This is a genomic window from Methylobrevis pamukkalensis (assembly GCF_001720135.1).
In the GTDB taxonomy this organism is placed as follows: domain Bacteria; phylum Pseudomonadota; class Alphaproteobacteria; order Rhizobiales; family Pleomorphomonadaceae; genus Methylobrevis; species Methylobrevis pamukkalensis.
On sequence record NZ_MCRJ01000038.1, the window covers coordinates 1 to 17,681 of the forward strand.

A 17,681-nucleotide genomic window follows, 5' to 3' on the forward strand; every position below is an offset into this window, starting at 1 on the left:
CATCCGCGGCCTGATCCGGACCGCGACGGGCACCGGGCCACCCGCCGGCGCAGCCAGGGGCCAGGCGGCCGCTGGCCGCCGACGCGCCGCACCGGCAGCAGCGTGATGCCGCCGAAGGTCGCGACATCGACGACGACATCGTCGTCGGCAAAGCCTGTGGGCGCGACGGGGTCCGCGCTGCTGCGCGGCGAGACCAGCGACAGCGTGACGCCGTGGCCCGTCAGGTCCCCTGCGAGGATCGGACCGAGCGGCGCCGGGACGACGAGATGCGCCGCACCTTGGGTGCGGACGGCGCCCGCGATCTGGCGGGCGCCCGTGCCATGCAGCGCGACGAGGCCGGCACCGGCGGCGATCGCCGTGGCCAGCCCCGCACCGAGGCCGGAAAGACCGGCCGGCATCATCGCGGAGGCGATCCGCGCACCGGGGCCGACGCCCGCCGCCTCGGCATGGAACCGGCCGATGGCCAGCAGGTGGTTGTGGGTCAGCGGAACGGCGACGAGCCGGCCGTCGCGCCGCGAGAACGAGACCATGGCGACGTGATCGGCCGGGTTGCCGCGCCGGGTGAGTTCGGGAGCGGGGCCGAGCGCATCGAGTTCGGCCATGACCTCGGCAAGATCAATCAGACCGTCGGCGAGCCCGTCGCCGAAGCCGAGCACGAAGCGGATGGAGAAAGCCTCGGCGGCGATGTCGCGGATGCGCTCGCCCGTCACCGCGCGCTCGACCCGCGAGGCGGTGACGATGGCGCGGATGCCGGCCTGCTCGACAGCGCGGGTGATTTCCCGGTCGGTCCAGTGCAGGGGCAGCGGCACGATCACGAGACCGGCGCGCAGGGCGGCGAGCACGACGATCTGCGCCTCGGCGACATTGGGCAGGTGGATGCCGAGCACGGTGTCGGGCTTGAGGCCGAGGCCCGCGAGAAAGGCGGCGAGCCCCTCCACCCGGCGGTTCGCCTCGGCGTAGCTGTAGGAGGCGGCGGCGCCCGGCACCGGGCCGGTGTCGCCATCGGCGATCGCCAGGTCGTCCGGCCGCTCCGCGGCATGGCGGCGGAAGGCCGCGTCGAGCGTGTCCTCGCCCCAGAGCCCGGCGGCGACGAAGGCCTTGCTGCGTGTTTCCGATGTCAGGATCATCTCAACGGCCTCGCATGTTCAGTTCGCCGCCGCATCGGGGGCATGCCACCACGTGGGGGTCTGGAAGCCGGTCAGCGCCGTCGTCTCCGGCCGCCGGATCCGGGTCCAGTGCGCGATGCGGTCTTCCTTCATGTGGTAGAGGGGAATGACGTAGAGGCCGGAGATCAGCACCCGGTCGAAGGCCCGCACCGCGGTGACGAACTCGTCCGGATCGGTCGCTGTCAGGAAGGCTTCCATCATCGCGTCGGCCGCCGGATTGCGCACGCCGGCCATGTTGAAGGTGCCCGGCGTGTCGGCAGCCTCGGACGACCAGCGGAACTGCTGCTCCCGCCCCGGCGACAGCGTGCCCTGCCAGGTCATCTGGATCATGTCGAAGTCGTAGTCCTTCTGGCGATCCCAGAACTGCACGGCATCGACGCTGCGAAGCCGCATGTCGATGCCGAGCAGGCGCAGCGTCCGCTGGTAGGCGAGGGCGAGGCGCTCCTGCTCCGGCAGGCTGGAATTGGCGAGGAACTCGAAGGCGAAGGGCTGGCCGGTCGCGGAGTTGACCAGCGTGCGGCCCTGCAGCTCGAAGCCGGCCGATTTCAGGAGATCGAGGGCGGCGCGCATGTTCTTGCGGTCACGACCGGAACCGTCGCTGACGGGCGGCGCATAGGTGCCGTCCATCACCTCCGGCCGCACGGCATCCGGGAAGGGCGCCAGCAGCGCGGTCTCCGCCGCATCGGCGGGGCGACCGAGCGCCGACAGATGGCCGCCCTGGAAATAGGAGCCGGTCCGGCTGTAGCCGTCGCTGTAGAGGTTATGGTTCACCCATTCGAAGTCGAACAGCTGGATCAGCGCCTCGCGCACCACCGGATTGTCGAAGGGCGCGCGGCGGGTGTTGAAGACAAGTCCCGTCATGCCGCGCGGCAGGCCCGTCACCTCGGCATCCATCGTCACCCGGCCGTCGATACGGGCCGGGAAGTCGTAGCGCCGCGCCCAGCTGTTCGGGTTGGCGTCGAAATAGAGGTCGACGATGCCCTTCTTGAAGGCTTCGAACAGGCCGGTGCCTCACGGAAATACTCGATCGCGATCTCGTCGAAATTGTCGAAGCCGCGCTTGATCGGCAGATCCTTCGCCCAGTAGTCCGGATTGCGCTTCAGGAGAATGCGGGTACCGGGATCGACATCCTCGACCACATAGGGGCCGCTGCCGAGCGGTTTCACCATCATGCCGCCGGCAAAGCTTTCCGGATCGGTCGAATGTTTCGGCAGCACCGGCAGCAGGCCGATCAGCATCGCCACCTCGCGGTCGGTGCCCGGCTTGAAGTGGAACCGCACGCCGTCGGTGCCGACCCGCTCGGTCCGCTCGATCCGGTCGAAGCGCGACTTGTAGAAGGGCCGGCCGTTGTCGCGCAGCAGGTCGATCGAGAACAGGAGGTCGTCGACCGTCACCGGCGTGCCGTCGGAAAAGCGGGCCAGCGGGTGGAGACGGAACTCGATCCACGACCGGTCGTCGGCTGCCTCGACGGACTTCGCCAGCAGACCGTAGAGCGTGAAGGGCTCGTCGGCCGAGCGGGTCATCAGCGTTTCGACCACGTTGTTGCCGATGATCGCATCGAAGATGCCGCGCGGCGCGTTGCCCTTGATGATGAAGGGGTTGAGGCTGTCGAAGGTGCCCTGGAAGCCGTAGGTGAGGCGACCGCCCTTGGGCGCGTCCGGATTGGCGTAGGGCAGGTGGGTGAAGTCGGCGGGCAGGGCCGGTTCGCCGAGCATGGCGATGCCGTGGCGCGGCTCGGCACTCGCCGGAACAACCGCCAGCAGGGCGAGGGCGACCCCCGCGAGCACGCCTGTCGCGAGCCTCGCGATCCGCGCCCCGATTCGTCGCCGTGCCGTCATGTCCTGGCCTTCTGCTGCCGCGCCGGCCGCCCTGCCGGGCGCTCGCCCGTATCCATTGATTCCCGGGAAAGAATATCATGAGCGCCGCCATGGACGCGACAGCGGCAGGGCTCTTCAAAATCCCGTCCACAGTCGCTATGAGAATGCGCGAAGCCACCGTGTCGCCCTATTTGGCGTCCACGAGACGGCACAATTGTCGGATCGATCACCGTCGCCGGATGCGCGCAGGGTGGGGGTTCGCGTCTTCTGATCGGGGATGATTTTCGAATGACGACGACGGCAACGACGAAGACGGTGCGAGCTCTGGCCGGCGCGGTGGCGATGGCCGCGACGCTGGGCTTTGCGAGCCTTGCACAGGCCCAGACCGCGGCCGCTCCCTCGCCCTCCACGGCACCGGCCAACACCTGGGTGAAGGTCTGTGGCGACGACAACAGCTCCAAGAAGCGGATCTGCTTCACCCAGCGCGAGCTGCGCACCGACACCGGCCAGTTCCTCGCGACGGCCGGCGTGCGCGAGGTCGACGGCGAAGCCGCAAGATCCTGCTCGTTCAGGTGCCGGTCTCCATGCTGATCCAGCCGGGCATGCGCGTCCAGATCGACAAGAACAAGCAGGAAGCGGCCAAATACACGATCTGCTTCCCGAACGCCTGCTTTGCCGAGCTCGTGGTGGACGACGCCTTCGTCGCCTCGCTCAAGAAGGGCAACAACCTGGTGCTCACGACCCTGAACCAGCAGGGCAAGGGCGTCAGCTTCCAGCTCAGCCTGTCCGGCTTCACCGCCGCCTATGACGGCGCGGCGCTCGACACCGAGGCCCTGCAGCGCCAGCAGCAGAAGCTGCAGGAGGAACTGCAGCGCAAGGCCAAGGAAGCGCAGCAGAAGCTGATCGACGCCCAGCAGAAGGCCACCGACGGCGCCAACTGAGCACCATCGGAGCACGCTTTCGCAAAGACCCGCCGGACGGCATCGTCCGGCGGGTCTTTGCGTTTCAAGCACATGTTCGGGCGCCGGGAAACGAGCGGGCAGGGATGTTTCGGGCATTCTCAAGCTGCGCCGCATTTGTGCAACTGCGTCATCGACCATCACGCCGCTGCATAGCGCAGCGTCATCGATGGTCTGCACAAGATTTGGGCGCATGCGTTAAGTCCCTGCAACTTCGACCAATCTTGAACTCCTCCAGTCTGGCACGATCCCTGCTTCCATAGGATCGCTGCGGTCAACGATGATCGCGCACCATGCCGCTTCTGCGAGAAGCGGCTGCCAGACAACGACGTCGCCAGGCCATCGGCCGCACTGCACGCCTCCCGTGCAACGCGAGCCAGACGGCAGGCGGCGTTTTTTTTTGCCCGTCCGCCGACCGCGTCGGCCCGGGACGACCGACGAGAGCCGCGCGGCGGCCGCAGAGGGGATGACGATGGCGAAGATCGAGACCGGACCGACGAGCGGCGGCATGTCCCGCCGCAACTTCCTGAAGACCACCGCGGCAACGGCGGGCACAGCCGCGCTGTTCTCGGCGATCAAGGCGACCTTTCCCGGCGGCGCCTTTGCGGCCTCGTCCGGTCCGGAGGTGACCGGCACCAGGCTCGGCTTCATCGCGCTCACCGATGCCTCGCCGCTGATCGTCGCCAAGGACAAGGGCATCTTCGAGAAATACGGCCTGCCGGACATGGAGGTGCTGAAACAGGCCTCCTGGGGCGCGACCCGCGACAATCTCGTGCTCGGCACGGAGGGCAACGGCATCGACGGCGCCCATATCCTCACGCCGATGCCCTACCTGATCTCCGCCGGCCGGGTGACCCAGAACAACCAGCCGCTGCCGATGGTGATCCTCGCCCGGCTCAACCTCGACGCCCAGGGCATCTCGGTGGCGAGCAGCTATGCCGATCTCAAAGTCGGTGTCGATGCCGGCGCCCTGAAGGAGGCCTTCGCCAAGCGCCTTGCCGAGGGAAATTCCGCCAAGGTGGCGATGACCTTCCCGGGCGGCACCCATGATCTGTGGCTGCGCTACTGGCTCGCCGCCGGCGGCATCGATCCGGACAAGGACGTCGAGACCATCGTCGTGCCGCCGCCGCAGATGGTGGCGAACATGAAGGTCGGCACCATGGACGCCTTCTGCGTCGGCGAGCCGTGGAACGCGCAGCTCGTCAACCAGGGCATCGGCTACACCGCCTGCAACACCGCCGAGATCTGGTCGAAGCACCCGGAGAAGTCGCTCGGCATGCGCGCCGACTTCGTGGAGAAGAACCCGGTTGCGACCCAGGCAATTCTGATGGCCGTGCTCGAAGCCCAGCAGTGGTGCGACGACATGGCCAACAAGGAGGAACTCGCCGACATCGTCGGCAAGCGCGCCTGGTTCAACGTGCCGCCGAAGGACATCGTCGGCCGCCTCAAGGGCGCCTACGACTACGGCAACGGCAAGGTCGTGGACGCCAGCACCGGCTACATGAAGTTCTGGCAGGACCACGCCTCCTTCCCGTTCAAGAGCCACGACGCCTGGTTCCTCACCGAGGACGTGCGCTGGGGCAAGTTCGCGCCGGACATGGACATCAAGGCGCTGGTCGCCGAAGTGAACCGTGCCGACCTCTGGCGCGAGGCGGCCAAGACGCTGGGCATCGCTGCCACCGACATTCCGCAGACCGACAGCCGCGGCGTCGAGACCTTCTTCGACGGCAAGACCTTCGATCCGGAAAACCCGGCCGCCTATCTCGAAAGCCTTTCGATCAAGCGCATCGCCTGACGGCGACGTGCCGCCCGGTGCCGGCCCTGCCGCGCCGGGCGCTCCGATCGTGCGCACATTCTCCAGGAGTCAAACGATGACGAAGACCGCCATCAAGTCCACCGAAGGCGCCGCCGCGACGGCCGGTGCCGCCGCCGCCGTGGTGGCCTTTCCGGTCGCCCGCCCGCCGATGTCGGCCATTCTGAACGAGCGCCTGCGGACCGTGGGCACCACGGTCATCCCGCCGCTGTTCATGCTCGGCCTCATCCTGCTCGTCTGGGAGATGGTCTGTTCCGCGCCGGGCTCCAGCCTGCCGCCGCCCTCGCAGGTGGTGACGGACACGTGGGAGCTGATCATCAGCCCGTTCTACGACAACGGCGGCATCGACAAGGGCCTCGGCTGGCATCTCATCGCCTCGCTGCAGCGCGTGGCGCTCGGCTACGCGATCGCGGTGGTGGTCGGCGTGGCGCTCGGCGTGCTGGTCGGCCAGTCGCAGTGGGCGATGCGCGGCCTCGACCCGATCTTCCAGGTGCTGCGCACGGTGCCGCCGCTCGCCTGGCTGCCGCTCTCGCTCGCCGCCTTCCGCGACGGCCAGCCCTCGGCGATCTTCGTGATCTTCATCACCTCGGTCTGGCCGATCGTGATCAACACCGCCGTCGGAATCCGCAACATCCCGCAGGACTACCAGAACGTCGCCAAGGTGCTGCGCCTCAACGGCTTCGAATATTTCCTCAAGATCATGATCCCGGCGGCGGCGCCGTACATCTTCACCGGCCTGCGCATCGGCATCGGCCTGTCCTGGCTCGCCATCGTCGCGGCGGAAATGCTGATCGGCGGCGTCGGCATCGGCTTCTTCATCTGGGACGCGTGGAACTCGTCGCTGATCAGCGACATCATCCTCGCCCTCGTCTACGTCGCGTCACCGGCTTCCTGCTCGACCGTCTCGTCGTCTTCATCGCCAACGCCATCACCCGCGGCACCGCCAGTTCCTGACCGGACGCGCGAGGAGGATCACCCATGCCCAAGGCCTATCTCTCGATCCAGCAGGTCGACAAGACCTTCACCCGCGGCAGCGCGAGCACCAACGTCCTGAAGAACATCTCGCTCGATGTCGACAAGGGCGAATACATCTCGATCATCGGCCATTCCGGCTGCGGCAAGTCCACGCTGCTCAACATCGTCGCCGGCCTGACGGACGCCACCACCGGCGTCGTGTTCCTCGAAGGCGAGGTGGTGGACCAGCCGGGCCCGGACCGGGCGGTGGTGTTCCAAAACCATTCGCTGCTGCCCTGGCTCACCGTCTACGAGAATGTCTCGCTGGCGGTCGACAAGGTGTTCCGCAAGACCCGCTCGAAGGCCGAGCGCCATGAATGGACGATGCGCAATCTCGAACTCGTCCACATGGGCCATGCCAAGGACAAGCGCCCCGCGGAAATCTCCGGCGGCATGAAGCAGCGCGTCGGCATCGCCCGGGCGCTCGCCATGGAGCCGAAGGTGCTGCTGCTCGACGAGCCCTTCGGCGCGCTCGATGCGCTGACCCGCGCCCATCTGCAGGATCAGGTGATGCAGATCCAGCAGACCCTCGGCAACACCGTGCTGATGATCACCCACGATGTCGACGAGGCGGTGCTGCTCTCCGACCGGATCGTGATGCTGACCAACGGCCCCTCGGCCCGGATCGGCGAGATCCTCGACGTGCCGATCGCGCGGCCGCGCCGCCGGCTCGAACTGGCGACCGACCCCACCTACATCCGCTGCCGCACGGCGGTGCTGAAATTCCTCTACGAACGCAACCGCTTCGTCGAAGCCGCCTGACGGCCCGACACGATCGACCCGGGGATACTCCATGACGAAGAAACTGGTCGTGATCGGGAATGGCATGGCTGCCGGCCGTGTTCTCGAACACCTCACCGACAAGCGCCCGGCGCCTACGACATCACCGTGTTCGGCGCCGAGCCGCGGGTGAACTACAACCGCATCCTGCTCTCACCGGTGCTCTCCGGCGAGAAGACCTTCGAGCAGATCGTCACCCATTCGGACGCCTGGTACGCCGAGCGCGGCATCACCCTGGTCAAGGGCCAGGCGGTGACGCGGATCGACCGGGCGGCGCGCATCGTCGAGACGGAGGCCGGATCGGTCGCCCACTACGACATGCTGCTGGTCGCGACCGGCTCCTCGCCCTTCATCATCCCGGTGCCGGGCGTCGACCTTCCCGGCGTCGTCGCCTACCGCGATCTCGACGATGTGGAGAAGATGCTGGCCGCGGCCGACCGCGGCGGCCGGGCCGTGGTCGTCGGCGGCGGCCTTCTCGGCCTCGAGGCGGCGGCGGGCCTGCGGATGCGCGGCATGGACGTCACCGTCGTCCATCTGGCGCCGACGCTGATGGAGCGCCAGCTCGACGCCTCGGCCGGCTACCTGCTGGAGCGCGAACTGGTCGGGCGCGGCATCGACATCCGCACCCGCACCAACACGAAGGAGATCCTCGGCACGGACCGGGTGGCGGGCATCCGTTTCGACGACGGGTCCGAGATGGCCTGCGATCTGGTGGTGATGGCGGTGGGCATCCGCCCGAACGCCACGCTCGCCGGGGCAGCGGGCCTCGACGTCGGCCGCGGCCTCAAGGTCGACGACCGGATGATGACCTCCGATCCGCATGTGCTGGCGGTCGGCGAATGCGTGGAGCATCGCGGCCAGTGCTATGGCCTCGTCGCCCCGCTGTTCGAGATGGCCAAGGTCGCCGCAGCGACGCTGGTGGAGGAGGAGGCGGGCTATTATGGCTCGGTCGTCGCGACCAGGCTCAAGGTGACCGGCGTCGACCTGTTCTCGGCCGGCGATTTCGCCGAAGCGAGGGACCGCGAGGAGATCGTCTTCCGCGACGCCAATCGCGGCGTCTACAAGCGCCTCGTCCTGAAGGACAACCGGATCATCGGCGCCGTGCTCTACGGCGAGACCGCCGACGGCCCGTGGTTCTTCGACCTGATGCGCGACGAGGCCGACATTTCCGAGCTGCGCGACACCCTGATCTTCGGCCGGTCCTTCGTCGGGGGGGCTCCGCTGGACCCTACGGCGGCCGTTGCAGCCTTGCCGGATAGTGCGGAGATCTGCGGCTGCAACGGCGTCTGCAAGGGCACCATCGTCGAGGCGATTGCCGCGAAGGGCCTGTCCTCCGTCGATGACGTGCGGATGTACACCAAGCGTCCGCCTCCTGCGGCTCCTGTACCGGCCTCGTCGAACAACTGCTCGCGGTGACGCTGGGAGATGCCTTCGAGGTCTCGGCCGTCAAGCCGATGTGCACCTGCACGGCGCTGTCGCACGACGACGTGCGCCGGCTGATCGTCGCCAAGGAGCTGAAGTCGATCGCGGCGGCGATGCAGGAGCTGGAGTGGAAGACCTCCTGCGGCTGCGCCAAGTGCCGGCCGGCGCTCAACTACTACATGCTCGCCAGCTGGCCCGGCGAGGCGGTGGACGACCAGCAGTCGCGCTTCATCAACGAACGCGTTCACGCCAACATCCAGAAGGACGGCACCTATTCGGTGGTGCCGCGCATGTGGGGCGGCCTGACCTCGGCCAGGGAACTGCGCGCGATCGCCGACGTCGCCGACAAGTATGCCATCCCGACCGTCAAGGTGACGGGTGGCCAGCGCATCGACCTGCTCGGGGTGAAGAAGGAGGATCTGCCTGCCGTCTGGGCGGATCTCAACGACGCCGGCATGGTCTCCGGCCACGCCTATGCCAAGGGCGTGCGCACGGTGAAGACCTGCGTCGGCAAGGAATGGTGCCGCTTCGGCACGCAGGACAGCACCGGCCTCGGCGTCAAGATCGAGAAGGCGATGTGGGGCGCCTGGACGCCGGCGAAGGTGAAGATGGCGGTGTCCGGCTGCCCGCGCAACTGCGCCGAAGCCACCTGCAAGGACTTCGGCATCATCTGCGTCGACAGCGGCTACGACCTCGTCTTCGCCGGCGCGGCCGGGCTCGACATCAAGGGCACGGAACCGCTCTGCCACGTCGACACCGAGGAAGAGGCGATCGAATACGGCCTCGCCCTGGTCCAGCTCTACCGCGAGCAGGGCCACTACCTGGAGCGCGTCTACAAGTGGGCCAAACGTGTCGGCCTCGACACCGTGCGTGCCCAGATCGTCGCCGATGCCCCGCGCCGCAAGGCGTTGGTCGAGCGCTTCGTCTACAGCCAGACCTTCTTCCAGACCGATCCCTGGGCCGAGCGCGTCGCGGGGTCCGAGGCCCACGAATTCGCCCCGCTCGCGACCATCACCTACGCGGAGGCCGCCGAATGAACGCTCCCTTCAAGTCTCTCGTCGACGTCGGCCACGTGACCGACGTCCCGGCCCGCGGCGCGCGGGTGGTCAAACTCGCCGAGACGGAAATCGGGGTGTTCCGCACCATGGACGACCGGATCTTCGCCATCGACAACCGCTGCCCGCATCGCGGCGGTCCGCTGTCGGAGGGCATCGTCCACGGTCATTTCGTCACCTGCCCGCTGCACAACTGGGTGATCAGCCTGGAAACCGGCCTCGCCCAGGGCGCGGACGAGGGCTGCGTCCGGACGGTGCCGGTGACGGTGGACGAGGCCGGCCGGCTGCTGCTGGACCTCTCGGCGCTGCTGGCGCGCCGGGCGGCGTGAGGGAGGCCGCAGAAGCGGCGATGAGACGAAACGAGGCGTCAGCGTCGTCATCGGCGGGCTCGACCCGGCGCCAATGGCCTGGCCGCGAATGCCTGGTTCACCATGGGGATGCGGCTGTCCCTCGGGCCGATTTCCAAGGCCTATCCTCGTGGACACGTGATCGGGTTGCCGGGTCAGGCCCGGCAATGACGAAGGAAAGACTGAAGCCTGAGAAGGTCTGCTCCCCCACACCCTGTCTTCTTCCTTGCGGGAGAGGGGCAGGGTGAGGGGGGAGCCACACACTCCGTGTCTGCTGCCTGATACCCATCACATCGAGCGACAAACCCCATGAAACGCGACCCCGACGACCTGCTCCTTGCCGCCGTCCCGCCCGTTGCGGAGACGACCACCCGGACGACCTGCCCCTATTGCGGCGTCGGCTGCGGGGTGATCGCGCGGGTGGCGGCGGACGGGGCGGTGTCGGTGGCGGGCGATCCGGATCATCCGGCGAATTTCGGCCGGCTCTGCTCCAAGGGGTCGGCGCTCGCCGACACCCTGTCGCTGGACGACCGGCTGCTCGACCCGAAGATCGCCGGCGCGACCGCCTCTTGGGACGAGGCGCTGGATCTCGTTGCCCGGCGCTTTGCCGAGACGATCGCCGAGCACGGCCCCGACGCGGTGGCGATCTACGGCTCCGGCCAGTTTCTCACCGAGGATTATTACGTCGCCAACAAGCTGATGAAGGGCTTCATCGGCTCGGGCAACATCGACACCAATTCGCGGCTGTGCATGGCCTCGTCGGTCGCCGGCCACAAGCGCGCCTTCGGCTCCGACACGGTGCCCGGCACCTACCGCGACCTCGAGGAGGCCGACCTCGTCGTCCTCGTCGGCTCGAACCTGGCCTGGTGCCATCCGGTCGTGTTCCAGCGGCTGGTGGTCGAAAAGGAACGCCGCCCGTCGCTGAAGGTCGTGACCATCGACCCGCGCCGCACTGCGACGACCGAACTTGCCGACCTGCATCTTGCCATCGCGCCCGGCGGCGACGTGGCCCTCTTCAACGGCCTGCTGCTGCATCTCCTGCAGGAGGGCGTCATCGACAGCGCGTTCGTGGCCGATCACACCCGCGGCCTGACCGACACGCTCGCCGCCGCAAGCGGCGGTGCGGGTACGCTTGCCGTCGACACCGGCCTCGATCCGGCCGAGATCGCCGCCTTCTACGCCCTGTTCGCGGCGACGGAGAAGGTCGTCACCGTCTACAGCCAGGGCGTCAACCAGTCGGTGACCGGCACCGACAAGGTCAACGCCATCATCAATTGCCATCTGCTCACGGGCCGGATCGGCCGGCCGGGCATGGGGCCGTTCTCGATCACCGGCCAGCCCAACGCCATGGGCGGCCGCGAGGTCGGCGGCCTTGCCAACCAGCTCGCCGCGCATATGGACATCGACAGCGCCGCCGACCGCGACCGGGTCGCGCGCTTCTGGAACACCGCCCGCGTGACCGACCGGGCCGGGCTCAAGGCCGTGGACCTGTTCACCGCCGTCGCCGATGGCCGGGTCAAGGCGATCTGGATCGCCGCCACCAATCCGGTCGACAGCCTGCCCGACGCCGACCTGGTGCGACGGGCGCTGGAGACCTGTCCCTTCGTCGTGATCTCCGAGGTGATGGCCGCGACCGACGCCACGCCCTACGCCGACGTGCTGCTGCCCGCCGCCGGCTGGGGCGAGAAGGACGGCACGGTCACCAATTCGGAGCGCCGCATCTCGCGCCAGCGCGCCTTCCTGCCCACGCCCGGCCGGACGATGCCGGACTGGTGGATCTTCGCCGAGGTCGGTCGGCGGATGGGCTATGACGCGGCCTTTTCCTATGCCTCGGCCGGCGATGTCTTCCGCGAGCATGCCGCACTCTCGGGCTTCGAGAACGAAGGCTCCCGCGACTTCGACATCTCCGGTCTTGCCGATGTCGACACCGCAGCCTTCGACAACCTGGCACCCGTGCAATGGCCGGTGCGGCGCGGCGACAGGTCGGACGGGGAGGGCGACGATCAGCGCTTCTTCGCCGACGGTCGCTTCTTCACACCGGACGGCCGCGCCCGCTTCGTGCCGACGCCGGTCCTGCCGCTTCAGATCGATGCCAGCCGGCCGATGGTGCTGAACACCGGCCGGGTCCGCGACCAGTGGCACACGATGACGCGCACCGGCAAGGCGGCGCGGCTGACCTCGCATATCGCCGAGCCCTTCGCCGAGATCCACCCAGAGGATGCCGCCCGCCTCGGCGTCACCCCCGCCGGCCTCGTCCGGATCGCCAGCCGCCATGGCGCCGCGGTGGTGCGCGCGCTGGTGACCGACCGGCAGCGCCGCGGCTCGGTGTTCGTGCCGATGCACTGGACGGGGCAGAACAGTTCTTCGGGGCGGATCGATGCGGTGGTCGCTCCCGCCGTCGATCCGGTGTCCGGCCAGCCCGGTCTCAAGGCCACCGGCGTCGATGTCATTCCCTTTGCCGCCAGCTGGTACGGCTTTGCGGTCCTGCGGGACCGCCCGTCGAGGATCCCGGGCGACTACTGGGCGCTCGGCCGCACGCGGGGTGGCCATCGCCTGGAACTTGCCGGCTGCGACCCTGTGGACGCCGAAACCCTGCTATGCGACCTCGTTCCCGTCCTTCCCGGCGACGAGCGCGTCGCCTATCATGACAGCGTGCGCGGCATCGGCCGCGTCGCCCTGTTCAGGGACGGACGCCTGATCGCCGCGCTGTTCGTGGCGCCGGAGCCGGTCGCGGTGTCGCGCAGCTTCCTCGTCGACCGTCTCGGCGGCGAGGCGCTGGAGCCGCAGGATCGCCTGCGCATGCTTGCGGGCAGAGGCGGCGGCGCGGCGCCGGACAAGGGTGCCATCGTCTGTTCCTGCTTCGACGTCGGCGTGAATTCCATCGTCCAGGCGATCGTCTCCGGTGGGGCGATGTCGGTGGCGGATGTCGGCAGGGCCTTGAAGGCGGGGACGAACTGCGGCTCCTGCCGCAGCGAGATCGGGAGAGTGATCGATGCGTGTCGCATCCAGAAGACCGGCTGAGGCCTCGCCGGCGCGCATGGGCCGGCTCGCAAAGCTGCCCGTGTTCTTCGGGCTGGACGGCCGGCGCGCCATCGTCGCCGGCGGCACTGCCGCGGCCGCGTGGAAGGCCGAACTGCTCGCCGCCGCCGGCGCGCGGGTCGAGGTCTATGCCGCCGAGCCCGAGCCGGAGATGCTCCAGCTGATCACCGGCGACGATCGCTTCCGGCTCCATGCCCGTCCCTGGGCGACCGACTGCTTCGAGGGCGCCGTCATCGCCATCTGCGACGCCGAAACCGACGCCGAGGCGCAGGCCTTCGCCTGTTCGGCCCGGGCCGCGGGCGTGCCGCACAACGTGATCGACAAGCCGGCCTTCTGCGCCTTCCAGTTCGGCTCGATCGTCAACCGCTCGCCGGTGGTGATCGGCATTTCGACCGACGGCGCCGCCCCGATCCTCGGCCAGGCGATCCGCCGTCGCATCGAGACGCTGGTGCCGCAGACGCTGACCGCCTGGGCCGAGCTTGCGGCGCGGGTGCGCGAGCATGTCACGGCGCGGCTCAAGCCCGGCGCCGAGCGCCGCCGCTTCTGGGAGCGCTTCTCCGATCTCGCCTTCGGGCCCGCGCCGGGCGCCGATGTCGAGGCGACCGTGCGGCGGCTGGAAGACGAGGCCGCGGGCCTCGGCGCCGATGGCGGCGGCCGGGTCACCATCGTCGGTGCCGGACCGGGGGATGCCGAATTCCTGACGATCAAGGCGGTGCGGGCGCTGCAGTCGGCCGACGTGATCCTGTTCGACGATCTCGTCTCCGACGATGTGCTGGAACTGGCGCGGCGCGAGGCCAAGCGCATGCTGGTCGGCAAGCGCGGCGGCCGCGAGTCCTGCCGCCAGGAGGACATCAACGCGCTGATGGTCAGTCTCGCCGGTCAGGGCCGGCATGTGGTGCGGCTGAAATCCGGCGATCCGATGATCTTCGGCCGGGCCGGCGAGGAGATCGCCGAGCTTGCGCGCGCGAACATCCCGGTCGAGGTGGTGCCCGGCATCAGCGCCGGCATCGCGCTTGGCTCGGCGCTCGGCGTGTCGCTCACCCACCGCGATCTCGCCCATTCGGTCCGCTTCGTCACCGGCCACGCCCGCGACGGACGCCTGCCGGAAAAGCTCGACTGGAAGGGTCTGTCCGACGCGGAGACGACGCTGGTCGTCTACATGGGCGGACGCACCTCGCGTGATCTCGCCGACCGGCTGATCGCCGAGGGCCGTTCGCCGGCCACGCCGGTCGTTGTCGCGGAGGCCGTGTCCCGGCCCGAGCAGCGCATCCGCCGGATGACCCTGCAGGACCTGTCGGGCGGGGCGGTGGCGCCGCCGCAGGCGCCGCTGCTGCTCGGGATCGGCGAGGTGTTCCGCGAGGTGGAGAGCGCCGGCATCGACGCCGGCGTTCCCGAGAGCGCCGACCTTCGTCAGGCTTTGCCGCGCTGATTGCCACCCGGCTCCGGCTGGCCGTGGTGCACGGCGGCGAGCAACAGGATCGCCAGCATCACCGCGTTGCAGAGATGCCAGAGGAAATGAACGCCGGCCGGAAAGCCGGCGCAGACGGCGGCGTCGAGGGTGCGAAAGGTCAGTGAGACGAGAAACACCGCGCCGGCGCCGAGCACGGCCGCCCGCGCGGGATGGCGCTGCCACGCCAGCGCGCCGCCGAGGATGAAGAAGGCGACGACGACCGGAAGATAGCTGCTCGACCCGTTGGTGGCCCGCGCGATGTCCGGCGGGATCGTCCTCATGGCTGCGATGACTGCGGCAATGCCGAGGCCGGCGACCATTGCGGTCGTGACCGCCCGAAGTCGCAGGAATCGGCGCAGCGTGAACACCACGTAGAGCACCACGAAGCTCCAGATCGGCAGCACGTCGGCAAGGCCGGTCAGCCGGTTCGCAAAGGTGTGGAACGACAGCGAGCCGAGGCCGATCGCCACCACCCACCAGCCGAGCAGCACCACCCAGAGATCGCTGCCCGCCCGCCGCGCGGCCCGGACGGCGTAAAGACCCGCAGCGATGAAGGCGAAATTCGACACGGCGTTCAGGGGCTCGGCGAGCAGGCCCGGGCCGAGACGTTCGCAGTAGATGTCGACGGTGGCAAACAGGTCCATGGGGTCCGGCATCCGGTTGGTCAGCGGCCAAGACTAGGCCGACCGTGACGCAACCCCGATGACGGACGTGTCACGGCGCCGTCGATCGGCTTTTCCGACGGGTTGATATTCGACCTGACATCCACATATGTCAGACCCATTCGAAAGAGCCGCCTTCATCCCCGTGTTTTCTGCGAAGGATACCGTTCGATCCGCCCGAGATCGATGCGGAGGTCGGCCCGCCCGCCGGAACCGAGGACAAGCCGACATGACCGACCGCAAGGCCTCCACCGGCAAGGTGAGCGCCGACGAGGGCACCCTGCTTTCGACGCTCCGCAATCTCTGGCCCTACATGTGGCCCGCCAAGCGCTTCGATCTGAAGGTCCGGGTCGTCCTGTCCTTTGCGGCGCTGATCATCGCCAAGATCATCACCGTCCTGGTGCCCTACACCTACAAGTGGGCAACCGACGCGCTGGTGCCGGGTGAAAGCGACATCAGCTCGGCGACCCTGTTCATGGTGTCGACGCCGCTCCTGCTGGTGGTCTCCTACGGCGTCGGGCGGATCATGCTCAATGCCTTCAACCAGTTGCGCGACGCGATCTTCGCGCAGGTCGGGCAGTATGCGGTCCGCGAACTGGCCTACCGCACCTTCGTCCACCTTCACCAGCTGTCGCTGCGCTTTCACCTGCAGCGGCGTACCGGGGGCCTCACCCGCGTGATCGAACGCGGGGTGAAGGGCATCGAGACCATCAGCCGCTTCACCATCCTCAACGCGCTGCCGACCATCGTCGAATTCGCGCTGATGGCGGTGGTGATCTGGTGGCAGTTCGACTGGATCTATCTCGTGGTGATCGGCGTCACGGTGTGGATCTACGTCTGGTATTCGGTGCGCGTCACCAACCAGCGGATCGAGATCCGGCGCCGGATGAACGATTCCGACACCGAGGCCAACACCAAGGCGATCGATTCGCTGCTGAATTTCGAGACGGTGAAATACTTCGGCAACGAGGAGATGGAGGCCAAGCGATTCGACGCCTCGATGGCCATCTACGAGTCGGCCGCGACCGAGACCAACACCTCGCTCGCCCGCCTCAACAACGGCCAGACCATCATCTTCACCGTCGGCATGACGATCTGCATGATGCTGTCGGCGCAGGCCGTGCTGGCCGGAACCCAGACCGTCGGCGATTTCGTGCTGATCAACGCGCTGCTGATGCAGCTTGCGATCCCGCTCAACTTCATCGGCTTCATCTATCGGGAAATCCGCCAGGGCATCGTCGACATCGAGGCGATGTTCACCCTGCTCGAGCAGGAGGCGGAGATCGTCGACAGCCCGGATGCAAAGCCGCTGGTCGTCTCGGGCGGCACCGTCACCTTCGACAATGTCGTCTTCTCCTACGATCCCGAGCGCACGATCCTGCGCGGCGTCTCCTTCGAGGTGCCGGCGGGCAGGACGATCGCGATCGTCGGGCCGTCGGGGGCGGGCAAATCCACGCTGTCGCGGCTGCTCTACCGCTTCTACGACGTCACCTCCGGCCGGATCCTGATCGACGGGCAGGATGTGCGCACCGTCACCCAGAAGTCGCTGCGCGCGGCGATCGGCATGGTCCCGCAGGACACGGTGCTGTTCAACGACACCATCTTCTACAACATCCGCTACGGCCGCCCCGACGCCAGCGAGGAGGAGGTGAAGGCTGCCGCCGACATGGCGCAGATCGGCCATTTCGTCGAGATGCTGCCGCAGGGCTACAAGGCGATGGTCGGCGAGCGCGGCCTGAAGCTCTCCGGCGGCGAGAAGCAGCGCGTCGCCATCGCCCGTACCATCCTCAAGGCCCCTCCGATCCTGATCCTCGACGAGGCGACCTCGGCGCTCGACACCAACACCGAGCGCGAGATCCAGTCGGCGCTGGACCGGGTCAGCCGCGGCCGCACCACGCTTGTGATCGCCCACCGGCTCTCCACCGTCGTCAATGCCGACGAGATCATCGTTCTGGAAAAGGGCGTGATCGCCGAGCGCGGCAGTCACGCCGAGCTGATCGAGAAGAACGGTCTCTACACCACCATGTGGAGCCGCCAGCGCGAGGCGGCCGAGGCCGAAGAGCGGCTGCGGCAGGTACGCGAGACCGACGCCGAGGGCATCGTCGTCCGTGGCCGGACCGCCGAGGAACTCACGTCAGGGACGTGATGCCTCCTTGT

The 17,681-nt window shown here is 68.2% G+C and carries 12 protein-coding genes and 2 pseudogenes; 10 read left to right on the plus strand and 4 right to left on the minus strand.

Going from position 1 to position 17,681, the window contains the following annotated elements; translation table 11 throughout:
• The 3 genes from A6302_RS08185 to A6302_RS25715 form a co-directional block, all read right to left on the minus strand.
• A partial coding sequence (locus tag A6302_RS08185; protein WP_141703520.1) for a class I adenylate-forming enzyme family protein occupies positions 1–1,127 on the minus strand: 1,127 nt, incomplete at its 3' end.
• 18 nt (positions 1,128–1,145) lie between these two features.
• Positions 1,146–2,168, minus strand: a complete 1,023-nt coding sequence (locus A6302_RS25710; RefSeq protein ID WP_342586240.1) for an ABC transporter substrate-binding protein — start codon at positions 2,166–2,168, stop codon at positions 1,146–1,148.
• The gene (locus A6302_RS25715) at positions 2,063–2,953 is read right to left on the minus strand and encodes an ABC transporter substrate-binding protein (RefSeq protein ID WP_342586239.1); all 891 of its coding nucleotides are present in this window, start codon (positions 2,951–2,953) and stop codon (positions 2,063–2,065) included. The genes A6302_RS25710 and A6302_RS25715 overlap by 106 nt, the downstream gene beginning before the upstream one ends.
• Positions 2,954–3,271: 318 nt before the next feature.
• Between A6302_RS25715 and A6302_RS23465 the strand changes: the two genes are divergently transcribed.
• The 9 genes and pseudogenes from A6302_RS23465 to cysG all read left to right on the plus strand — a co-directional run bounded on the left by A6302_RS23465 (position 3,272) and on the right by cysG (position 14,841).
• Positions 3,272–3,574 (plus strand): invasion associated locus B family protein, encoded by a 303-nt coding sequence (locus A6302_RS23465; protein ID WP_210183291.1) that lies wholly within the window; start codon positions 3,272–3,274, stop codon positions 3,572–3,574.
• On the plus strand, positions 3,568–3,924 hold the full coding sequence (locus A6302_RS23470) for an invasion associated locus B family protein (protein WP_210183292.1): 357 nt from the start codon (positions 3,568–3,570) through the stop codon (positions 3,922–3,924). Before A6302_RS23465 ends, A6302_RS23470 begins: the two co-directional genes overlap by 7 nt.
• Before the next feature lie 490 nt (positions 3,925–4,414).
• Positions 4,415–5,737: a CmpA/NrtA family ABC transporter substrate-binding protein gene (locus A6302_RS08200; RefSeq protein WP_069306644.1), complete on the plus strand. Its 1,323-nt coding sequence runs from the start codon at positions 4,415–4,417 to the stop codon at positions 5,735–5,737.
• A gap of 76 nt (positions 5,738–5,813) precedes the next feature.
• Positions 5,814–6,709: pseudogene (gene ntrB, locus A6302_RS08205) on the plus strand (nitrate ABC transporter permease).
• 24 nt (positions 6,710–6,733) lie between these two features.
• The gene (locus A6302_RS08210) at positions 6,734–7,531 is read left to right on the plus strand and encodes an ABC transporter ATP-binding protein (RefSeq protein ID WP_069306626.1); all 798 of its coding nucleotides are present in this window, start codon (positions 6,734–6,736) and stop codon (positions 7,529–7,531) included.
• A 31-nt stretch (positions 7,532–7,562) separates the two neighbouring features.
• A pseudogene (gene nirB / locus A6302_RS08215) lies at positions 7,563–10,008 on the plus strand (nitrite reductase large subunit NirB).
• Entirely contained in the window at positions 10,005–10,355 is a 351-nt protein-coding gene (gene nirD / locus A6302_RS08220) for a nitrite reductase small subunit NirD (RefSeq protein ID WP_069306627.1), read from the plus strand. The pseudogene nirB and the gene nirD overlap by 4 nt, the downstream one beginning before the upstream one ends.
• Before the next feature lie 327 nt (positions 10,356–10,682).
• Positions 10,683–13,394 (plus strand): nitrate reductase, encoded by a 2,712-nt coding sequence (locus tag A6302_RS08225; RefSeq protein WP_069306628.1) that lies wholly within the window; start codon positions 10,683–10,685, stop codon positions 13,392–13,394.
• Positions 13,366–14,841 (plus strand): siroheme synthase CysG, encoded by a 1,476-nt coding sequence (gene cysG / locus A6302_RS08230; RefSeq protein WP_069306629.1) that lies wholly within the window; start codon positions 13,366–13,368, stop codon positions 14,839–14,841. The genes A6302_RS08225 and cysG overlap by 29 nt, the downstream gene beginning before the upstream one ends.
• On the opposite strand, the gene A6302_RS08235 is transcribed toward cysG, so the two are convergent.
• Complete coding sequence (locus tag A6302_RS08235) at positions 14,823–15,506, minus strand: ceramidase domain-containing protein (RefSeq protein WP_069306630.1); 684 nt, start codon at positions 15,504–15,506, stop codon at positions 14,823–14,825. The genes cysG and A6302_RS08235 overlap by 19 nt on opposite strands.
• A gap of 247 nt (positions 15,507–15,753) precedes the next feature.
• Between A6302_RS08235 and A6302_RS08240 the strand changes: the two genes are divergently transcribed.
• Positions 15,754–17,670, plus strand: coding sequence for an ABCB family ABC transporter ATP-binding protein/permease (locus A6302_RS08240; RefSeq protein WP_069306631.1), 1,917 nt, complete (start codon positions 15,754–15,756; stop codon positions 17,668–17,670).
• Positions 17,671–17,681 lie beyond the last annotated feature (11 nt).